Origin of the sequence: Idiomarina sp. MD25a (genome assembly GCF_001870515.1) — a bacterium.
Classification (GTDB): Bacteria; Pseudomonadota; Gammaproteobacteria; order Enterobacterales; family Alteromonadaceae; genus Idiomarina.
The window spans coordinates 932,980-954,344 of record NZ_MDGT01000003.1; the positions used below are offsets into that span (position 1 = coordinate 932,980).

Sequence of the window (21,365 nt, forward strand, 5' to 3'; positions counted from 1 at the left end):
CTGAGCATGCTATTTTCAATGATGTTCTCTACTTTAACGAAAACCAAGGTTTTAATCTGTAGATTAAACAGCTAGAATTTGTAACATCTTGTGTGGTCAGACCAGTATTTGACGCTTAATTTTTAATGGAGAAATCATATGTCTGCAACTGAACGGTTGCTAACACCGAAAGGGGACCGCATTGCTTTTGTTGCGGGACTAAGAACACCTTTCGCACGCCAGGCAACAGACTTTCATGGCATCCCCGCTGTCGATCTCGGCAAAATGGTCGTCCAAGAGCTTATCAATCGTACGGGAATTGACGGTAAATTGGTACAGCAATTGGTATTTGGACAGGTGGTACAGATGCCAGCTGCACCTAATATTGCCCGTGAGATCGTGCTCGGCACGGAGCTTCCGGTGTCAACAGATGCTTACAGTGTAACCCGAGCCTGTGCGACGAGTTTCCAGTCAGCGGTTAATATCGCCGAAGCCATGATGGCAGGGCATGTCGATATCGGTATTGCCGGCGGCGCTGATTCATCGTCGGTGTTACCGATTGGCGTGAGCCGAAAACTAGGCCGTGCATTGGTTGACTTGAATAAGGCCAAGAGCTTAGGTCAGCGAATCGCGATATTACGTCGACTAGGTCTTAAAGATCTACTTCCCGTGCCCCCCGCAGTGGCGGAATACTCAACCGGTTTGAGTATGGGGCAAACTGCGGAGCAAATGGCAAAAAGCCATCATATCTCACGCGAAGACCAAGACCAATTAACGGTGAACTCTCACCGCCGCGCGCACGAAGCTTGGGAAGCAGGCTACCTTGATGATGAGGTTATGACCGCTTATCCAGAGCCTTATAAAAAGCACATTGATAGAGATAACAACATTCGTGGCGATTCTTCTTTAGAGAAACTCGGCAAACTCAAACCCGTGTTTGATAAAAAACATGGCACAGTGACAGCAGCTAATTCAACACCGCTGACCGATGGTGCTTCGGCGGTATTGATGATGACGGAAAGCCGTGCCAAAGCGCTGGGTTACCCGATTTTAGGTTACCTGCGTAGCTACGCATTTGCTGCACTTGAAGTCGAGCAGGACATGTTGATGGGGCCGAGCTATGCGACGCCTATCGCCCTAGACCGTGCGGGTATGACGCTCAATGATTTGACGTTGATCGATATGCATGAAGCCTTTGCGGCGCAAACGCTGACCAACTTGAAAATGTTTTCGAGTAAGAAGTTTGCGCAAGAAAAATTGGGACGTGATGCGGCAATTGGTGAAGTTGACCCGGATAAATTCAATGTATTGGGTGGCTCGATTGCTTATGGACACCCCTTTGCAGCAACGGGCACACGGATGATTACACAAATGTTGTATGAATTGCGTCGTCGTGGCGGTGGAACTGCACTGACAACAGCCTGCGCAGCGGGCGGCTTGGGCGCAGCGATGATTTTGGAGAGCGAATAATGACAGACAATAACGCATTTCATCTAGATATCCGAGATGATGGTATTGCGGTGATTACCATCGATGTTCCCGGCGAACGCATGAATACTTTAAAAGATAGCTTTGCCGATGAGGTAGGTCGTTTGATGAACCGCCTTGAAGATAATAGTGAGCTGAAAGGTGTCGTATTTATAAGCGGTAAGCCTGACTCTTTTATCGCGGGTGCCGACATTAACATGATTAATGACTGTGAAACCGCAGCTGATACAGAGAGTTTGGCTCGCAAAGGTCAGGCGATGTTTGATCGTATCGAACAGCTTAATGTTCCGGTTGTTGCCGCTATCCATGGCGCCTGCTTAGGTGGTGGACTTGAGTTAGCAATGGCGTGTCATGTGCGAGTCTGTACTGACAGTGATAAAACAGCATTGGGGTTACCTGAGGTTCAACTCGGCTTACTACCCGGTTCAGGTGGAACACAGCGGCTACCTGCATTAGTAGGCGTGCAGCAAGGTCTCACCATGATCCTAACGGGTAAACAGTTGCGCGCTAAGCAGGCACTCAAGGCGGGCTTAGTCGATGAGGTTGTACCGCAATCAATCTTGCTAGAAGCTGCTGTGAAACAGGCTAAAAAGGCAAAGGCCAAGCCTTCAAAAGCGAACCTAAAAGGCATGAGCAAGTTGCTTGAGGCAACCGCTTATGGTCGTGGCATCATTTATAAAAAGGCAGGTGAGCAGGCGCAGGCTAAAGCGAAGGGCAATTATCCCGCCATCGATAAGATCATTAAGGCGGTCAAAACAGGCGTTGAAAAAGGTCGCGATGCGGGTCTTGACTATGAGGCGCGGGCTTTTGGGGAACTCGCGATGACCCCTGAGTCTTATCAGCTTAGACAGATTTTCTTTGCCACAACGGAAATGAAAAAAGAGACCGGCGCGGATGGTGTTAAGCCAGCGGATATTAAGCGTGTGGGTGTTTTAGGCGGCGGTTTAATGGGCGGTGGAATTGCCTTTGTTACTGCGGCCAAAGCCGGTATCCCAGCGCGCATCAAGGATATTAGTCCTGAGGGTATTACTCACGCACTGCATTACAGTTACGAGCGTTTGAATAAGAAAGTTAAACGCCGTCATATGCGTCGTGCAGAGTTAGAGAAAACTATGCTCTCGCTGAGCGGTTCGCTTGATTACTCCGGGTTTGACCGTGTTGATGTGGTGATTGAAGCCGTGTTCGAAGATCTCGAACTGAAGAAGAAAATGGTCGCTGATGTCGAAAACAATGGTAAGGATGGCGTCATTTTCGCGACCAATACCAGCTCGTTGCCGATCACACAGATCGCCGAGGGCGCTCAACACCCCGATCGCGTCATCGGTCTGCATTACTTTTCGCCTGTCGATAAAATGCCACTCGCGGAAATTATTACCCACGAAAATACGTCAAAGGAAACCATTGCTACCACGGTCGCGTTGGCTAAAAAGCAAGGCAAAACACCTATCGTTGTCAAAGATGGTGCCGGTTTCTTTGTTAACCGTATCTTAGCGCCTTACATGAACGAAGCGGCGCGTTTGTTGATCGCGGGTGAGCCGATTGAGCATATTGACAAGTCTTTGGTTAAATTTGGCTTTCCAGTCGGTCCAATTACGTTATTGGATGAGGTAGGAATCGATGTCGCCGCGAAAGTTGCGCCGATTCTTGTAAAGGAACTCGGTACACGCTTTGAGGCACCTGCGGCTTTCGACAAACTGATTGATGACGGTCGTAAGGGTAAGAAGAACAACAAAGGTTTCTATCAATATGGCAAAGGTGTGAAAGGCAAGCCGGTTGATAAGTCGGTGTACGGTTTACTGAATATCGAACCGCAGGCGAAGCATGAAGGGGATGAAATTGCTGAGCTGTGTGTTTTGCCAATGCTTAACGAAGCGGCTTATTGCCTGCAAGAGGGCATCATTCGCAGTGCCCGTGACGGTGACATTGGTTCGGTGTTTGGTATTGGTTTCCCACCATTCCGAGGCGGTCCGTTCCGCTATATGGATGCCGAGGGTATTGGCAGTATTGTGAAGCGTATGGAGCGCTTAGCAGAGCAACGCGGTGATCGTTACCAACCCGCTCCGCTACTGAAGCAAATGGCTGAGCAGGGTAAGCGCTTTTATGAGTAAGCAGGCTGCTGTTTAGTAATGAATTCGATGAGCGCTTCGGCGCTCATCGGTTTTGCGAAGTAGAATCCTTGTATATACTCGCATTGTAATCGTTCCAAAATGTCCAATTGAGCTTTTTGTTCAACGCCTTCAGCGACAACCTTCAATCCTAAATTATGAGCCATGCCGATTATCGATTCGACCATCTTACGATCGCGTTCATCGAAGGTAATGTCGTCAACAAATTCCTTATCGATTTTAAGCGTATGCATTGGGAAGCGTTTAAGGTAAGCGAGCGAGGAATACCCTGTGCCAAAGTCATCAAGTGCAAGTTGTACGCCCATATCAGCGAGGTTTTCTAGCATCGCAATCGCGCGTTCAGGATCGCTCATCACCATACCTTCCGTAATCTCAAACTCGATGTGACGGGGATGCATGTTTTCTTCTTGCAACACCTGCTCAATGAACAGGGCCAAACTTGACTGCGTAAACTGGCGTGCAGATAGATTAATCGCGACACTGCGAGGCGCACCTTGTAACGTGAGTAGCTGACGCATATCGCGACAGGCAGTGCGTAACACTTGTTCACTGAGCGGAATAATCAGACCAGTTTCTTCGCACAGTGGAATAAACTGTGATGGGCTAATGAATTGTCCGTATTCATCGCGGATTCGCGCAAGCGCTTCAATACCAGAGATATGCCCCGTGGCAATTTCCATTTTCGGTTGATAAAACACTTCGACTTGTTCGGTGCGAATGGCATGACGCACTTGGCTTTCTAATACTAGCCTTTGGATCGCGTTTTCGTTCATCGATGCGTTAAAGAATTGGTAACAGTTACCCCCTCGTTGCTTGGCATGGTACATCGCTGTATCTGCCTTTTGCAGTAATTCCTGAGAGGTATGCGCATCGTGCGGATAAAGCACAATGCCAATTGAGCTACCTAACGCAATCTCATGCCCTTTTACACTGTAAGGTTTAGCTATTTCAGTATTTACTTGTTGGGCAATGGAGCTGATGACATTAATATCGGTATTGTCCTCAACCAGAATACCAAATTCATCGCCACCAAGGCGGTACAGGGTGTCTTGCCGCCTTCCTAACTCTGCTAAACGGTCAGCGACTCGGCATAAAAGTTCATCGCCGACTTCGTGGCCCAATGAATCATTAATTCGTTTAAAATCGTCCAAATCAAATAATAACAAGGCGTGAGAAACACGTTTGCGTACCAGGTTAGAATGACTGACTTGGAAGTAGGAGCGGTTCGGTAAGCCTGTTAAGCTATCAGTATTGGATAGCCGACGGAGCTCATTTTCTGTATTACGGCGCTCGGTAATATCGGAAAAACTGGCGACGATTAGTTTGATATCACCATTATCTGTACGCACCGCATCGAGTGTGAGTTCAAGCAGTAATTCCGAACCATCGGCTTTAAAATCGGTGACTTCCCCCGACCAGCGTCCTTGGCGGAGTACGGTATGTTTTATCTGATCTGTGAAGTCCCTATCATAGTGGGCTAAGGTGAATGCTTGGCCGATAACTTGAGCGCGTTCGTAGCCAGTAATGCGCTCATAAGCGGTATTGATTTCACGTTTCCTGAAAAAGCGATCAAATATGCAGATGCCATCAGAAATATTCGTCAGTGATGTGGCTAACATATCAAGTCGTTCATCACTGTTTATGATGTCAGAAATATCACTAAGTACACCCTGAATTTTGATTGGCACGCCGTCCAGATCCGTTTGTGCCACTTCACCACGCTCTAAAACCCACAGCCACTTCTGATCGTTTTGTAGTCGGTAGGTGCTCTGATAATGAGCTAATTCACCTGATTTTACGCGCTCTAGCGTTTTAACGAGTTGGCGAATATCCTCGGGGTGAATGTTACTTTCTTCATGTTGATCCCGACCGAAGCGCACCCCATCGAGCGGAAACTGAGTGCAATGTGTCCAAATGTGCACGCGTTCGACTTCGTTCTTAGGTATATGCCAAGTCCACATTTGTTGTTTCGTGCCTTCCAACAAGTGATGCAATGATGAGTGAGCATCCTGGAGTTTCCGGTAGGCTTTTAGCTTGGCAGCGATGAAGTAGTAACCAATGACAAGTCCGGTTAGCAAGAGGACTAAGCCTGCATAACTGTAGTGCATTGAACTAAAGCCGGCTGTATCGACAATAAAGCTTTGTTGACTGATCACCTCGGTATCTTGAACGGGCAGCGTTGCTCGCACTACCAAGGTGTATTCACCGTCTGTTAAGTTCTTAATCTTGACCGCTTGAAGCGGCTGAAAGGTTTTTTGCCAAGCCGTTTGAATGGGGTCAATACGGTATTCGAATGTTTGCGGTTGTGTAAGGTTAAATGCAGGTCTTGAATAGTCTATGTATACCGCACCTGATGAGCTTACCTCGGCATTCAGCCACAATTTAGCCTGAGAGGGATCGGGCGCATTGATCACCTCAAGTTCACCGCGATTATTGATGAGCACATTAAATCCGTGGGCGGTGTAATACTGTTGCCAAGGGCCCGTAATATGCTTAGAGGGATTAAATGAGTTGGCAACTATGGCGCCGTCTGCGGACGCTTCGAGTCGATATAAATTAGAGGATGTTAATAAGGTCAACTCTTGGTTCTGCGCAAGACTAAGTTGTCGCACAGCACCTTTGATATCTAGTACGTCTAACGGTTGCCTATGTACTAAGCGGTAGCTGCTATCGAGTTGAACGATGAAGTCGCTATAAAGCAAATACATCCCATTATCGGTAGGCTCTATATCAATTAAGCGTCCCTCGGGAAGCTTTGCGGTAATCGGGTTTTCGATAGTGAGCTTGAATAGGTTACTGCCCAACCCGTCCCACACATAGATGTCGCGCCCCTCGGCTAGCCAGATCCAGTCATTAATTGGCTTGATAAAACGAATGGATTGGACGGCTTCATCATCGTACTGCAAGGGCTGTGGCAACAACTCCCCTTGATGCTCGATTAATAACGAATTTTGGTTTTGTGCGATAAGCGGTGAGCCTGCAATGGCGGTGATATGTTGAATACCTGTATCAAGAAGGTGTTCACTGTGCAATATGAGAGCGGCCTTTAGATCATGTGATCTGAATGGCAAGGAATAAATACCGAGACTGCTGCCAATGAGTAGGGACTGATTTTGGTTATTCGTTAAGCCATGGATTTTGGGGACACTTTTGCCGGTAACGACGTCGATCAGATCAATTTTACGTAAGCTGGAGCCGTCAAAACGATAAATCGCTTCCGGGGTGGCTAACCACAGAAAGCCGAGCGGGCCAGACTCAATGTCAATAATGGGCTCGTCGAGTTGCGCGGTCGCGTGAGGCGTGTCATGCGCAAGAGAATGCGGACTAAAAGTAGCCAATGCGAAATAAACAAGGCAAGCTAAGGTGATGAATGAGGCACGCAACTTAAGGACCTGATTAATGGCTGCTCTACAGCTCTTATAATTTGTTAACTGAGTGTTACGCTAACTTAAAGACAAAAATCTGTCAAAGCTATTATAACCCTTACTGCTGGCAGGATAACAATACAATCTGTCTTGGTTGTTCAATAATTAAGCGTCTGGTCTCATTAAGCCAATCAGAAAGTTGTAATTGTTCCAACGCTTGGCACATTTCATGGTTGCGATCGAAGTTAGTTTCACCCATTTGAATCGCTGCCCAGAATCTTTGGCTACGCGTGCGTAAGCTGCGGTCATTGACAGTGAGCTGCTCTGCAAGGGTATGTTTCGCATGTTTCCAACGCTGTAAAGTCAAAAGATCATCCAATTGTGCTACTTTATCAGCGAGCACGGAGAGGATGTGTTGATGTAGCTGGTCTGGCTCGTGAGTAGGTGATTGTATAAATACCATAAAGCCAGGGAGACGGCGCACGGGGAAGTATTGACTGCCCACGACATACCCCAGTTGACGCTGAGTGCGCAGTTCGTCAAATAGGCCTGCATTTAATAGTTGCTGCGCCAACATCCATGTTATTTGCTGTTCAGGGCTATCATTATCGCCTTGGAAATATACTAATGTAGCGTTATCGTCTGTCGTTTGGGCGATCGTTTGCTTGCGCACTTCGCCTTGCTCAAGTCGCGTTGGGCTGAGTTGCGGTGGCTGCGCGGTTAAACGTCCTTCTGCGCTTTCACTAATCAACTGATGTAGCTCGCAAGCAGTCTTTGCTTTCCAATCACCGTGAATGAGCGCCGAAACAGTCATTGACTTAAACAACTCACTGCTCATTTGAGAAAACGTTTTATAATTTAAGCGGCCCAGCCCCTCCGCCATATCGTGTAGGGCAAACAGGCGTGGTTGTAGCGTTAAGTTGAGCTCGGCAAATAGCCGATTCAGTGGTTGGTTTTTGTGCGCTGATTGCCAATTTTGTTGTAATTGCTGCGCAACGGCAGTAAAACGATTACGTTGAAATTTTACCTTCCACGCTTGTTTCATCAATTGTTTAAGTAGTGGAAGCTGGCCTGCGGATAAACCCATTGTATGGATTGTCATGCCTGACTGAGTCGGGTAAATGTTAAAGTGTAATCCAGCAACTTCTGCATCGTACAAAGCTTCATTCAATGAGTCGATGAGCAGTTCAGACCAAAGCCGCGCGACCGCAAAATGCGTGGCCGATTGATTAACGGTCGGCGATTCTAGATTGAGATAAATATGACCCTTAGGCACCCTGAAGTCGGGGTCCTGAAAATGCCAAATGGTGACCGCATCTTTCTTAATCACAGCGCTAGGCTCGTTGGCTTTACGCTCCAATGGATAGGGCTCAACATGATCGGTGATGTAAGGGTTTTGTGCTGGAAGGCGCGTATCAATGAGCACGCGCGAAGCCTTAAGTATTGCCAGCTCATCTGTCGACAAAGCTCGAATGCTGTATGGCGTATGGTACAGCTCGGTTTGCTGATCAGTTGTCACATCACAATGGATTAACGTAATACGCGCTCGCTCGGGAACCATGAGATCAAGCGTGTGTCTCGCTCGTTGAATCGAGAGCCCATCCATACGGTAATCGCCGTAAACAACGTCGTGCATGGGGTAATGATGCGCATTGACCGAAAGTTGCGGCGCTAGCTCGCCTGCCGGTGGACTTTCCTGAAAATGAAAAGAAAGCTCTGAAGTTAACCGTTTCTCCTCATACCGCCAAGTTTCGAGACCTTCATTTTTAATTTTACGGATGTAGTTGAAGACTGTTTGCGCGACCTTGAGCGCGTTGTCCACACCGTCCTCGGTCAGTTGAATATTAATATTGAAATCTTTGTAGCCACTACCACTCATGCCGCCGCCCGCCGAAAGGCTATTTACCCAACCTTGTGCTCTTAACGCGGCGTATAAGCTATGAGGACCTTCGTAGCCAAGAATGTGAGCAATAAAACTGGTGGTCTTGTTATTGTAATCATCATCGATGCCCGGCAACGGTAGAGTAATAATCAACCGTCGTGCTGGATTGACCGGTTTGACCTGAATATAAACACCCATTTGCGTGGGTAAGTAAAGTGGTAAAGCCTCTAATTGTTGCGGATTGTTTGCGATGCCGCTCGGAAGCTTGGCAAAGTGCTGATCGGCAAGCTGGGCTAACTCATCAACTGATTGAGCACCGACAATCGTTAAACGCATATTGTTGGCATTAAAATAGGTATCGAAAAATTCGCGTAGTTGCTCTTGTAATGTTTGGCTACTATTTTCGACTAGCGTATCTAAATTACCCACTGAGAACTTGCTAAAGGGATGCTGGGGGTTACACGTCGACTTATGCACTTGATACAGACGGCGTAATTCATCCTTTTCTTTTAAACGAAACTCGGAATCGATGGATTGACGTTCTTTTTGTATTAATGACTCATCAAACAGCGGTGCTGTAAACATAGCAGAAAAGTAATCGAGTGCGCGGGATAGGGCACGCGTTTGACAATCAAAAAAGAAGTTACAGAATTCAGACCCTGTCCACGCATTTTGTTGGCCGCCATAGGCACTTAAAAACTCTGGGAATTCGTTGGGGTCAGGGTACTGGCTGTTGCCTAAAAAGAGCATATGCTCGAGAAAGTGGGCAAGACCCTGGGTCTCAAGCGGATCATTGAAATGACCCGCTCTGACAGCCAGTGCTGCAGACGCCTTTTTACTGTTCGGAATCTGCACACATAAAACTGACAGTCCATTTTGCAGTCTTATGGCACGAAAGGTCCGTGCATCTTTGGGGCTCTTTACAACTTCACCGAGCTCTTCTCTGAGCGGTTGCGTCATAGGGCTGTAAACCGTTACTGGTCGAGCGGCGTGTCGAAGTTTTCTGGTTTATCAAAATCACCCGATAAACTTGCAAGTTGCCCTTCGTTAAAATCAAGAACTAACTCTTTTCGAAACGGCTTGCCCTCGTTTGGATTCATATCATATACATAAACCCAACGATCACTGTTAAAACTGTTCTCCGCTACAGGGCGACCCAAAACGAAAGCCACTTGCTCTTGTGTCATACCGATACGTAATTTATCGACATCGCGCTGTTCGAGATAGTTGCCTTGAGGAATATCAATACGATACACCCAGTCATTTAATACAGAGCAACCTGATAGACCTGCGACGACCGCTACAGCGGCCAAAGTTTTTCCGATTTGTTTCATTAACTACTCTTACCGTTAAATGTTGTCACCGATGATAAACAAACAAAACCGAGTTAGCTAGCGTTGGCGCAGGAAAACTTAATGAATAAGTAACTCACGCGCGTTATCTTTAGTCTTTTCGGTAATGCTATCGCCGCCTAATAGGCGAGCCAGTTCATCGATTCGTTGTTCTTCATTAAGCTGCCAAACTTGTGTTTCTGTTTGTGCGCCATCGGTTTGCTTTAGTACCTGCATTTGATGATGTCCCTTTGCAGCGACTTGTGGTAAGTGAGTTACACAGATAATTTGGCACTGCTCGCCTAAACTACGTAACATGGAACCCACAACTGCTGCGGTAGGGCCACTGACGCCTACATCGACTTCGTCAAACATCATGGTAGGTACCGTATTCTGATTGGCACACATGACCTGTATGGCAAGGCTAATACGCGATAGTTCCCCGCCTGATGCAACTTTACTCAGTGCTTGCAGAGGCTGCCCAGGGTTGGTGGTGACGGTAAAACAAATTTCATCGGTGCCCCAGCGTGTTGCCGTGGCTTTATCGTCGTGATCGACTTGAATGACAAATTCACCATGGGGCATGTTTAACTTATGCATGGCACGGGAAATTTCTCCACTGAGGTGATCAGCTGCTTGTTTTCGGCTAGTCGATAACTTAAGCGCGGCTTGCCGATACTGACTACGTAATGCTTGACGCTGTTCGACCAACTGTTCGTTGTCTTCCTCGGCGCGTTCGAGTTCATCTAACTGTTGCTGTAACTGTTGATGATGTTGATACAAGTCGATCGGAGCAACATGATGTTTTTTAGCGAGGGCAATAGCTTGACTCATGCGTTGCTCAGTGACTTCAAGTTGCTCGGGATCAATATCAAGCTGCTCTTGATAATTACGCAGTTCCAAAGCGGTTTCCTCGATGTGGACTTTAGCTTGTTCAAGTAATGCCAAAATTGGTTGAATCTGTTCATCGAGCTCGGCAGATTCTTCTAACCGACCATGCGCTGCTTGAATGAGTCCTGACACATTATTGTGCTCTCCGTCATAGAGCGCATTTAAAGCAAAGGCGCTGTTTTCAGTCAATGCGCGAACATGAGTCAGCCGTTTATGATCACTTTCCAGTTGTTCAAATTCACCGTCAGCGATATTAAATTCATTCAGCTCTTTAACTTGGTAACTTAACAGTTGCTTCTGCGCTGCTAACTCTTCTTTACGCTGCTGATGTTGGCGGAAGCGCTTTTCGGTGCTCGCCCAGTTTCCATAGCAGCTTTGCACCTCTGTAATCAGTTCATCGTGTTGTGCGAACTGATCGAGTAACTCGCGTTGGTGTTCTTCCTTTACTAGCAGCTGGTGCTCATGTTGGCCATGAATATTGACCAACGTCGGCGCCAAAGTACGCTGTTGTGTCAGGGTGACGGGGGCGCCATTGACCCAAGCGCGTGAGCGCCCATCTTTACTAATGGTGCGACGTAAAACACACTCTAAATCATCGTCGAGCTCATTGTCGATAAGCCAGCGGTGAGCGGGGCTCTCGTGGGTAATAGTGAAACGGGCACTGATATCCGTTTTATCGCAACCAGGTCTTACCCAATTGGCATCGGCACGTCCACCTAGGCATAGCCCGAGCGCATCAAGCGCGATTGATTTACCCGCACCGGTCTCGCCGGTAATGGCGGTCATACCATTTTTAAACTCAATATCTAACTGCTTGACGATTGCAAAATTGCGAATGTGTAACTCAGTCAACATGGCTGGGCTCCTCACAATAAAAATAACAGTAACACTGTTTACCTATACAGTATATACAGTAGTTATACAGTATTATTGTTCAAATGCAATGCAGCGAGTGACTTTTTTTTAGTCAGCTAGAAAAGACGACTGCCCCAGCCTAGCTTATTTCGCAGTACGTGGTAGTAGCTATGCGTTGTTGGATGCACCATAGTCAGCGTGTGCGGGTGTTTTTCGATAATGACTTCGTCTCCGGGCATCACATCAAGTCGGCCGTGGCCGTCACAACTAATTTGTAGATGGTCGTTATCTTTAGCCGCTCGCAGTCGCACTTGTGAGTTTGCGTCGAGCACAATAGGGCGGCTACTCAGCGTATGTGGAAACATAGGTACTAACGTAATGGCGTTCAAGTTGGGGTGTAGAATGGGACCGCCACCCGAAAGTGAATACGCTGTAGAGCCGGTTGGTGTGGCGACAATAACGCCATCAGAGCGTTGCGAGAAGACAAACTGATCATCCACGTACAGCTCAAATTCGATCATGTGTGCCACTTTGTCTGAGTGGAGCACAATCTCGTTCACCGCCACACCTTGTTGCTTGATTGATTCACCTTTTACCGAGGCAGAGAGTAAAAATCGTTCTTCTCTTACATAGTCGCCTGCCAGTACATCCATCAGTGCGCTCACTGCGTCCTCTGGCGCTAAATCGGTCAAGAAGCCAAGGTTACCGCGATTCACTCCAATAACCGCCACATCATGGTCACACAAAGCGCGAGCGGCACCAAGCATATTGCCATCTCCCCCCACTACCACGGCAATGTCGGCCCACTTACCGAGTTTTTCGAGCGAGCCTGTATCGATACAACTGCCCGGTCGCACTTGGGTTGCGCAACGTTCCTCTAAACAGACCTCATACTGACTTTCGCACAAGGCACTGATAAGCGCCTCAAGCGTATGGCGAGTGCCTGTATCATTAATTTTTCCTAAAAGCGCGACGCGCTTAAATGCGGGTTGTGTCATAGGGCTTACCGCTGTCCTCAAGTCGTTAGTTAACGCTACGTGTTGCTTTAATTTTTATCAAGCGAAATAAAGGTCTTGAATCTTAATCCGACTATCCCCACATAACAACGCATACGTTCATTGGACATTTAAAGAGTATGGGTTATGAGTGATAAGCAATCGAAGCAAACAACCGAAAACTTTGAGCAACAAGCACAAGAAGCCGCTCAACAAGAAGCCGCGAAGGAAGCAGCCGAGAAAGCTGCTGAACAAGCGTTAGGTAGCGATGAGCAGCCGGAAACGCAGCAGCAAACCGCAGCGGCAGCTGACAACCAGGCGGACCGTATCGCTGAACTCGAGCTCGCGTTGACCAAGGCGGAAGCTAAAGTTAACGAACAAAAAGAGTCGGTTTTGCGGACCCAAGCTGAAATGGAAAACGTACGTCGCCGCGCAAGTCAGGATGTAGAGAAAGCACATAAATTTGCGTTAGAGAAGTTTGCCAACGAACTACTCACCAGTGTCGATAATCTCGAGCGCGCGATGCAAGCCGCCGACACCGATAATGCTGAGTTGAAAAACTTTTTAGAAGGTATCGAGCTGACTTATAAAAGCTTGACCTCAACACTCGAGAAGTTTGGTGTTAAAGCGGTAGGCGAAGAAGGCGAGGTGTTTAATCCAGACCTGCACCAAGCGATGTCGATGCAAGAGTCGGCAGAGCATAAAAATAATACCATTATTGCCGTTATGCAGAAGGGGTATGAGTTAAACGGACGTTTACTCCGCCCTGCCATGGTGATGGTGGCACGCAATAGTAACGGCGGCGTGGATACAAAAGCATAATTTGTAAGAGAAATTATGCGTTAGGGCTTGTAATTTTAGATACAGCCCCCAAATAACAGTTATCGAAATCATTAACGCTCAAACCAGAGCGGTTTGAACAGAATAGAAGTAGTGGAGATTAATTATGGGTAAAATCATCGGCATTGACTTGGGTACAACAAACTCATGTGTCGCGGTTTTAGACGGCGGCAAACCTCGTGTTATTGAAAACGGTGAAGGGGATCGTACAACCCCATCTGTCGTCGCGTTTACCGACGATGGCGAAACTTTGGTAGGTGCACCGGCGAAACGCCAAGCAGTCACTAACCCAAATAAAACCTTATTTGCGATAAAGCGTTTGATTGGTCGTCGTTTCCAAGATGATGAAGTTCAGCGCGATATCGGCATCATGCCTTATAACATTGTCAAAGCTGACAATGGCGATGCGTGGGTAGAAATCGATGGTGATAAAAAAGCGCCACCGCAAATTTCTGCTGAAGTATTGAAGAAAATGAAGAAAACTGCAGAAGAGTTCTTGGGTGAGAAAGTCACCGAAGCGGTTATCACTGTGCCTGCATACTTCAACGATGCGCAGCGTCAGGCAACAAAAGACGCTGGTAAAATCGCAGGCTTAGAAGTTAAGCGTATCATCAACGAGCCAACCGCTGCTGCACTGGCTTACGGCATGGACAAGAAGTCAGGCGACAACGTTATCGCTGTTTATGACTTAGGTGGCGGTACGTTCGATATCTCGATCATCGAAATCGATGAAGTCGAAGGCGAGCATACCTTTGAAGTACTGGCGACGAACGGTGACACGCACTTAGGTGGTGAAGACTTTGATAACCGTTTGATCAACTATTTGGTTGAGCAGTTCGAGAAAGATCAAGGCATCGATTTACGTAAAGATCCGTTGGCGATGCAACGTCTGAAAGAAGCCGCTGAAAAAGCGAAAATCGAGCTGTCTTCTGCGCAACAAACGGAAGTCAACTTGCCATATATCACGGCTGATAACACCGGCCCTAAGCACTTAGCGATCAAAGTAACACGCGCTAAATTAGAATCGTTGGTTGAAGACTTGATTAAGAAGTCGCTAGAGCCATTGAAGCAAGCGTTGGCTGATGCTGATATGTCAGTGAGCGATGTTAAAGACATCATTATGGTCGGTGGTCAAACACGTATGCCTAAAGTTCAACAGGCTGTGACTGACTTCTTTGGCAAAGAGCCTCGCCGTGACGTTAACCCTGATGAAGCGGTTGCATTGGGTGCAGCTGTTCAAGCGGGTGTTTTACAAGGCGATGTGAAAGACGTATTGCTGCTTGACGTTTGTCCGCTGTCATTAGGTATCGAAACCATGGGCGGCGTGATGACCAAGCTGATCGAGAAAAACACTACGATTCCAACGAAAGAGTCGCAAACATTCTCGACTGCTGAAGACAATCAGTCGGCTGTAACGATTCATGTGTTGCAGGGTGAGCGTAAACGTTCAAGCGATAACAAGTCGTTAGGGCAGTTTAACTTAGAAGGTATTCGTGCAGCGGCACGTGGTGTTCCGCAAATCGAAGTGACCTTTGATATCGATGCCGACGGTATCCTGCACGTGTCAGCGAAAGACAAAGACACGGGTAAAGAGCAGAAGATCACCATCAAAGCTTCATCGGGTCTTGATGAGGACGAAGTCGAAAAAATGGTTAAAGACGCGGAAGCGCACGCTGAAGATGACAAGAAGTTTGAAGAGTTAGTGCAAGCGCGTAACCAAGCGGACGGCTTAGTACACGCAACGCGTAATCAGTTGAAAGAAGTCGGTGAAGCCTTGTCAGAAGATGACAAGAAAGCTATCGAAACCGCCTGCGACGAACTTGAGCAAGCTTCAAAAGATGGCGACAAAGAGGCCATTGAAGCGAAATCTCAAGCGTTAATGGAAGCTTCACAAAAACTGATGGAAGCAGCTCAGCAACAGCAAGCACAACAAGGTGGTGCAGAAGCAGGTGCAGAGCAAGCGCAGTCATCTAAAGATGACGACGTTGTTGACGCTGAGTTTGAGGAAGTGAAAGACGACGATAAGAAGTAAGCTTAACTAGGCAACTTCGATATCAACACGGGTGTTGCCGAAAGGTAATGCCCGTGTATTTATTTTAGACAGGTGTTAAATCACAAAAGAAGATTACGATTATGGCGCAGGATTATTATCAGATTTTAGGTGTTGGCAAAGACGCCGATGAGAGAGATATTAAGAAAGCCTACAAGCGGATGGCGATGAAATATCACCCCGACCGCACAAAAGGTGATAAGGAACTAGAAGCCAAGTTTAAAGAAATTAAACAGGCTTACGAAGTGTTATCGGATCCACAAAAACGCCAGATGTATGATCAATATGGGCACGAAGCGTTTCAACAGGCGCGCCAAGGTGGCGGGGCTGGCGCCGGTGGTTTCGGTGGCGGTGGTGCCGATTTTGCTGATATCTTTGGCGATGTATTTGGTGATATTTTTGGTGGCGGCCGCCGCCAGCAAGCGCGTCCTCAGCGCGGTGCGGACTTACGTTACAACCTAGAAATGTCGCTAGAAGATGCGGTGAAGGGCAAAGAAGTCGAATTGCAGATTCCGACCATGGTCGAGTGTGGTGACTGCGATGGTTCAGGTGCGAAAAAAGGCACACGACCAGAAACCTGTGGTCACTGTCACGGCTCTGGTCAGATTCAAATGCGTCAGGGCTTCTTTGCTGTGCAGCAGGCGTGTCCGCATTGCCGTGGTACGGGATCTATCATCAAAGACCCATGTAATACCTGCCATGGTCAGGGTCGCGTTGAAAAAACCAAAAAGCTATCGGTTAAAATTCCTGCAGGCGTGGATACCGGTGATCGTATTCGTTTAGCGAACGAAGGTGAAGCTGGAGAAAAAGGTGCGCCAGCAGGCGACTTATACGTTCAGGTGCATGTACGTGAACATCCTATTTTTGCGCGGGATGGTAACAATTTATATTGCGAAGTACCGGTGAGCTTTACCAAAGCGGCACTGGGTGGCGAAATTGAGGTTCCGACCTTAGAAGGTAAGGTCAAACTGAAAGTGCCTAAAGAGACTCAAACGGGCAAACATTTCCGCTTACGTGGTAAGGGCGTTAAGTCAGTTCGTACGGGGGCTGTCGGCGATCTGATTTGTAAAGTGGTTATCGAAACGCCGGTCAATTTATCCTCACGTCAACGTGAGTTGCTCGATGAACTTGAGAGTTCGATGGGGCAAGGTGATGAAGCGGCCAAGTTCAGACCGAAAGAAAAAGGCTTCTTTGACGGTGTTAAACAATTTTTTGATGACTTGCGTAGCTAAGGCTAATATCGTTAGTAAGTAGTATCAATTGTTTTGCCCTAAGGAGGCATTATGCGGGCTTGGAAAATAGCGGCTTTGACACTTGCGACTGTTGCAGTTGTCAGTTGTTCAAAGTCGCCCACAGGGCGTTCTCAGTTAGCTTTTTTACCTGAAGGTCAGCTAAACCAGATGGGTGAGCAGTCTTATGAACAGATGAAAGCCGAGACGCCAATTAGTGACGACCCTGCTATCAATGCGTATGTCCAGTGTGTCAGTCATGCATTGATTGATGTGTTACCTGAGCCTTATAGCAAGGCTGATTGGGAAATCACTGTATTCGATCAAGATACCGTAAATGCCTTCGCGTTGCCGGGTAACAACATCGGCGTTTATCGTGGGTTATTAGATGTTGCAGAAAACCAACATCAGTTGGCCGCCGTGATTGGTCATGAGATTGGTCACGTGATTGCGCAACATAGTAATGAGCGGGTATCGAGCAATATGGCTGTTGGTGCAGGCTTGCAACTCGGCGCCATTTTTGCCAATCAAGAGCTGGAGAGCGAAAACGCAGCGTTACTGATGAGTGCACTGGGGATTGGTGCGCAAGTAGGTATTTTGTTGCCTTACAGTCGAACGCATGAGTCTGAAGCCGACCAGTTGGGACTCGACTATATGGCGGATGCAGGTTTTAAACCGATTGAAGCCGCTGATCTGTGGCGTAACATGGCTAAGCAATCGAAAGGCGCTCCGCCAGAATTACTATCAACGCACCCATCACCGCAAACGCGGATTGATGCCATAGAAGATTATGCGCCGAGCCTAAGCGCGCGAGTACAACAAGCCCATCAACAAGGTCACAACCCGACTTGTGAGAAGCCTTCTTCGTGATTGATAAGACCAAGCCAAATTCGCTTTGGCTTGGTCTTTTAGTTATATGCTAGTCAAAAATTTTCTTTCGCTGGCCGACTGATTAGCGCTAGATTATCCGCATTTTTCTCAACGCGGACGTTCTATGTTTAAATTCTGGTTTAATATTCCATTTTGGCAACGCGTACTGGGTGCATTTGTTTTAGGTGCGTTGATAGGTGCATTGTTTCCAGAGGTTGGACAAGCACTTAAGCCGTTGGGCGACCTGTTTATTCGTGCAATCAAGATGCTGGTGGCACCGCTTATATTTTGCGCCATCGTCAGTGCAATTACCGATTTAAACGATGGCCAAAAGCTAGGACGTTTAGGGGCTAAAACGATTGGCATGTTCATGCTGACGGCCATTATCGCCAGCGCTATCGGCCTGACTCTGGGTACGCTTATCGATATGAGCCCGGCTCAAGCGCTCACCGCAACAGAACAAACCGAAAAAGTCATTCCGAGCGTCTCACAAGTACTACTTAACTTTGTACCAACTAATCCATTTGCTGCGCTAAGTGAAGGCAATGTGCTTCAAATTGTTGTTTTTGCAGCGATCATCGGTGTTGCAATACAGAAGTTGGGCGAACCTGCCGAACCGGTACGTCGAGTGATTAAATCGGGTGCTGAGTTGATGTACCAGGTCACTCGCATGGTCTTACAACTTACACCGCTTGGCGTTTTAGGCTTAATGGCGTGGGTGATCGGTGAATACGGCATTGCAAGTTTATTGCCTTTGGCCAAATTCGTTGGCGTGATCTATTTAGCGGTGCTGATCCACATTGTGGTGGTTTACGGTGGCTTTATCCGCACCATGGGAGGCATGAGTACTTGGCAATTTTTCCGAGCCGTGTTTGATGCACAAGTCGTTGCCTTTACAACCTGTAGTTCATTTGGTTCCTTGCCGGCGGCACACCGTGCCGTCACTGAACGCTTGGGCGTGTCGAAAGATTACGCGAGTTTTGTGTTGCCACTCGGAGCCACTATTAATATGGACGGTTGTGGCGGAATTTATCCCGCCGTGGCAAGCATTTTTATTGCTAACCTGTATGGCATTCCGCTCGATTGGATGGACTATGGCTTAATCATGATGACAGCGACCTTGGCGTCGGTTGGAACAGCGGGGGTACCGGGTACTGCATTAGTGATGTTAACGGTCACGTTAAATGCCGTTGGCTTACCGCTCGAGGGAATCGCTTTTATTGCCGCAATTGACCGCATCATCGACATGGCGCGCACCATGACTAATGTCACCGGCGATATGATGGTGGCACGCGTAGTTGCGCGTAGCGAAAACTTATTGCAGGATAACAGCACTTATAAGGAAGCTAGAGAAAGCGCATGAAATTAGGTGTATTGGGCGCCAGTGGGCGTATGGGACAACAAATTATTAAATATGCCGAGGCTTATGGTTTTGATGTGTCGCATGCTTTCGTAAGCAAGCAGAGTCGTTCGCTCGGTAGCCCCGTGGGTGAAACTCACTTTCGTCATGTAGCAGAGGCGAGTGATGCGCCTGACGTATTAATTGACTTTAGCCTACCCAACGCGCTGGAAGAAAACTTGGCTTATGCACAAACCCATCAATGCCCGATTGTCGTTTGCACCACCGGACTCGATGCCGCGCAACAGCACCTACTTCAGGATACAGCGCAGAAAGTAGCCACACTACATGCGCGTAACACCAGTTTGGGTGTGGCACTGATGGAGCAACTAACGCGCATCGCAGCAGGCGCGTTTAAAGACGCAGATATCGAAATTTTCGAAGCGCACCATCGACACAAAAAGGATGGGCCATCAGGCACTGCTTTAGCACTAGGCGAGGCGGCAGCACTCGGTAGAAAAGTTAGGTTTGAGATCGTTAATGATGGCATTCGGGGTGATGGTGAGCGTAGCGAACAGGGTATAGGATTCAGTGTATTACGCGCTGCCGATATTGTCGGTGAGCATCAAGTTTGGTTGGCGCAAGCTGGAGAGCGTATCGAATTGTCACACCGCGTGAGTGACCGTCGCATTTTTGCTGAGGGCGCGTTGCGCGCGGCAAAGTGGCTAACGGCTCAGGCGCCAGGCGAGTGCTATCGAATGGCTGATGTGCTGGATTTAAAAAAGCAACTTGCGCAACTGTTTGATTAAAAACAGCGCTGGACGCTACGTAAAAAAAGACGTACAATACGGTCAATTTGCCTGATGTTAGTCATCTGCTAATTTCAGTGAGCAAAGAACGCGCGGTAAGGACCTTAAACGGGGAAGTCAACTTTGTATTGATTCACCCGTTTTTTTATGTACGGAGGTTGCCCTTGAGTATTTTAGCGAGTCAATCCGCTAACCGAGCCATACTGGTGTTAGCCGACGGCACCATCTTTCATGGCACAGCGATTGGAGCCGAAGGTTCCGCTGTTGGAGAAGTCGTCTTTAACACAGCCATGACAGGCTACCAAGAAATTCTAACTGACCCCTCATACACTGAACAACTCGTCACCCTGACATACCCCCACATTGGCAATACTGGCACCAACAACGAAGATGAAGAATCCCCCGAAGTGTGGGCGAAAGGCTTGATCATTCGTGATAACGCTTTAAAAGCCAGTAGCTTTCGTAAGCAAGAGACTTTGACAGAATATTTGCAACGTCACAATGTAGTGGGTATTGCTGATATTGACACGCGTAAGCTGACGCGAATTTTGCGCGAAAAAGGTGCGCAAAATGGTTGCATTATGGCCGGAGCCATCGACGAAGAAAAAGCATTGAAATTAGCCCGCGAGTTCCCAGGTCTTAAAGGCATGGATTTGGCTAAAGTTGTGTCTTGCAAAGAAACGCATGCTTGGACCGAGGGGAGTTGGCAACTTGGCGAAGGACATACCTCACCTGCGCAAGATAAATTCCATGTCGTCGCATACGACTATGGTTGCAAACAGAATATTCTAAGACTGCTCGCGGATCGCGGCTGTCGCATCACGGTGGTCCCGGCTCAAACTTCAGCTGATGAGGTGATGGCGTTAAACCCAGACGGGGTATTCTTATCCAATGGACCGGGTGACCCAGAACCTTGCGATTACGCGATTGAAGCAATTAGAACGTTACTCGATAAAGACATCCCTATTTTTGGTATCTGTTTGGGTCACCAATTACTTGGTATCGCCAGTGGCGCTAAATCGAGCAAAATGAAGTTTGGCCACCATGGTGCAAACCATCCGGTACAAGACGTTCGCACTAAGCGCGTGATGATTACCAGTCAAAACCACGGTTTTGCGGTAGACGAAACGAGCTTGCCGGATAATATTGAGGTGACTCACGTGTCATTGTTCGATGGCACCCTGCAAGGCATGCGCAGAACCGATAAGCCCGCATTTAGCTTTCAGGGGCATCCGGAGGCGAGCCCAGGCCCACATGATGCAGATGCGCTCTTTGATCACTTTATCGAATTAATGCAAGCACGCGCTTAAACTAGT

At 47.7% G+C, this 21,365-nt stretch carries 14 protein-coding genes; 9 read left to right on the plus strand and 5 right to left on the minus strand.

Annotated elements, in window-relative coordinates; genetic code table 11:
• The first annotated feature begins 138 nt into the window (after nucleotides 1-138).
• Both fadI and fadJ read left to right on the plus strand, forming a co-directional pair.
• Nucleotides 139-1,449: an acetyl-CoA C-acyltransferase FadI gene (gene fadI, locus BFR57_RS08400; protein ID WP_071463535.1), complete on the plus strand. Its 1,311-nt coding sequence runs from the start codon at nucleotides 139-141 to the stop codon at nucleotides 1,447-1,449.
• On the plus strand, nucleotides 1,449-3,575 hold the full coding sequence (gene fadJ / locus BFR57_RS08405) for a fatty acid oxidation complex subunit alpha FadJ (RefSeq protein WP_071463536.1): 2,127 nt from the start codon (nucleotides 1,449-1,451) through the stop codon (nucleotides 3,573-3,575). Before fadI ends, fadJ begins: the two co-directional genes overlap by 1 nt.
• On the opposite strand, the gene BFR57_RS08410 is transcribed toward fadJ, so the two are convergent.
• The 5 genes from BFR57_RS08410 to nadK all read right to left on the minus strand — a co-directional run bounded on the left by BFR57_RS08410 (nucleotide 3,566) and on the right by nadK (nucleotide 12,915).
• On the minus strand, nucleotides 3,566-6,976 hold the full coding sequence (locus BFR57_RS08410) for a GGDEF domain-containing phosphodiesterase (RefSeq protein WP_071463537.1): 3,411 nt from the start codon (nucleotides 6,974-6,976) through the stop codon (nucleotides 3,566-3,568). The genes fadJ and BFR57_RS08410 overlap by 10 nt on opposite strands.
• Before the next feature lie 100 nt (nucleotides 6,977-7,076).
• On the minus strand, nucleotides 7,077-9,800 hold the full coding sequence (locus BFR57_RS08415; RefSeq protein WP_071463538.1) for an insulinase family protein: 2,724 nt from the start codon (nucleotides 9,798-9,800) through the stop codon (nucleotides 7,077-7,079).
• A 14-nt stretch (nucleotides 9,801-9,814) separates the two neighbouring features.
• Nucleotides 9,815-10,174, minus strand: coding sequence for an outer membrane protein assembly factor BamE (locus BFR57_RS08420; protein WP_071463539.1), 360 nt, complete (start codon nucleotides 10,172-10,174; stop codon nucleotides 9,815-9,817).
• 78 nt (nucleotides 10,175-10,252) lie between these two features.
• On the minus strand, nucleotides 10,253-11,917 hold the full coding sequence (recN, locus tag BFR57_RS08425) for a DNA repair protein RecN (protein ID WP_071463540.1): 1,665 nt from the start codon (nucleotides 11,915-11,917) through the stop codon (nucleotides 10,253-10,255).
• A gap of 116 nt (nucleotides 11,918-12,033) precedes the next feature.
• Nucleotides 12,034-12,915, minus strand: a complete 882-nt coding sequence (gene nadK / locus BFR57_RS08430; RefSeq protein ID WP_071463541.1) for an NAD(+) kinase — start codon at nucleotides 12,913-12,915, stop codon at nucleotides 12,034-12,036.
• A gap of 144 nt (nucleotides 12,916-13,059) precedes the next feature.
• On the opposite strand from nadK, the gene grpE reads away from it, so the two are divergent.
• The 7 genes from grpE (at nucleotide 13,060) to carA (ending at nucleotide 21,359) form a co-directional block, all read left to right on the plus strand.
• A complete protein-coding gene (gene grpE, locus BFR57_RS08435) occupies nucleotides 13,060-13,734 on the plus strand; it encodes a nucleotide exchange factor GrpE (RefSeq protein WP_071463542.1) in 675 nt (224 codons plus the stop codon).
• 124 nt (nucleotides 13,735-13,858) lie between these two features.
• Complete coding sequence (gene dnaK, locus BFR57_RS08440; RefSeq protein ID WP_071463543.1) at nucleotides 13,859-15,784, plus strand: molecular chaperone DnaK; 1,926 nt, start codon at nucleotides 13,859-13,861, stop codon at nucleotides 15,782-15,784.
• Nucleotides 15,785-15,882: 98 nt separating this feature from the next.
• Nucleotides 15,883-17,034, plus strand: coding sequence for a molecular chaperone DnaJ (gene dnaJ, locus BFR57_RS08445; protein WP_143441064.1), 1,152 nt, complete (start codon nucleotides 15,883-15,885; stop codon nucleotides 17,032-17,034).
• 51 nt (nucleotides 17,035-17,085) lie between these two features.
• Nucleotides 17,086-17,901, plus strand: a complete 816-nt coding sequence (locus BFR57_RS08450) for a M48 family metallopeptidase (protein ID WP_071463545.1) — start codon at nucleotides 17,086-17,088, stop codon at nucleotides 17,899-17,901.
• A 124-nt stretch (nucleotides 17,902-18,025) separates the two neighbouring features.
• The gene (locus tag BFR57_RS08455) at nucleotides 18,026-19,264 is read left to right on the plus strand and encodes a dicarboxylate/amino acid:cation symporter (RefSeq protein ID WP_071463546.1); all 1,239 of its coding nucleotides are present in this window, start codon (nucleotides 18,026-18,028) and stop codon (nucleotides 19,262-19,264) included.
• Entirely contained in the window at nucleotides 19,261-20,049 is a 789-nt protein-coding gene (gene dapB, locus BFR57_RS08460) for a 4-hydroxy-tetrahydrodipicolinate reductase (protein ID WP_071463547.1), read from the plus strand. Before BFR57_RS08455 ends, dapB begins: the two co-directional genes overlap by 4 nt.
• 164 nt (nucleotides 20,050-20,213) lie before the next feature.
• Nucleotides 20,214-21,359, plus strand: a complete 1,146-nt coding sequence (carA, locus tag BFR57_RS08465) for a glutamine-hydrolyzing carbamoyl-phosphate synthase small subunit (RefSeq protein WP_071463548.1) — start codon at nucleotides 20,214-20,216, stop codon at nucleotides 21,357-21,359.
• Nucleotides 21,360-21,365 lie beyond the last annotated feature (6 nt).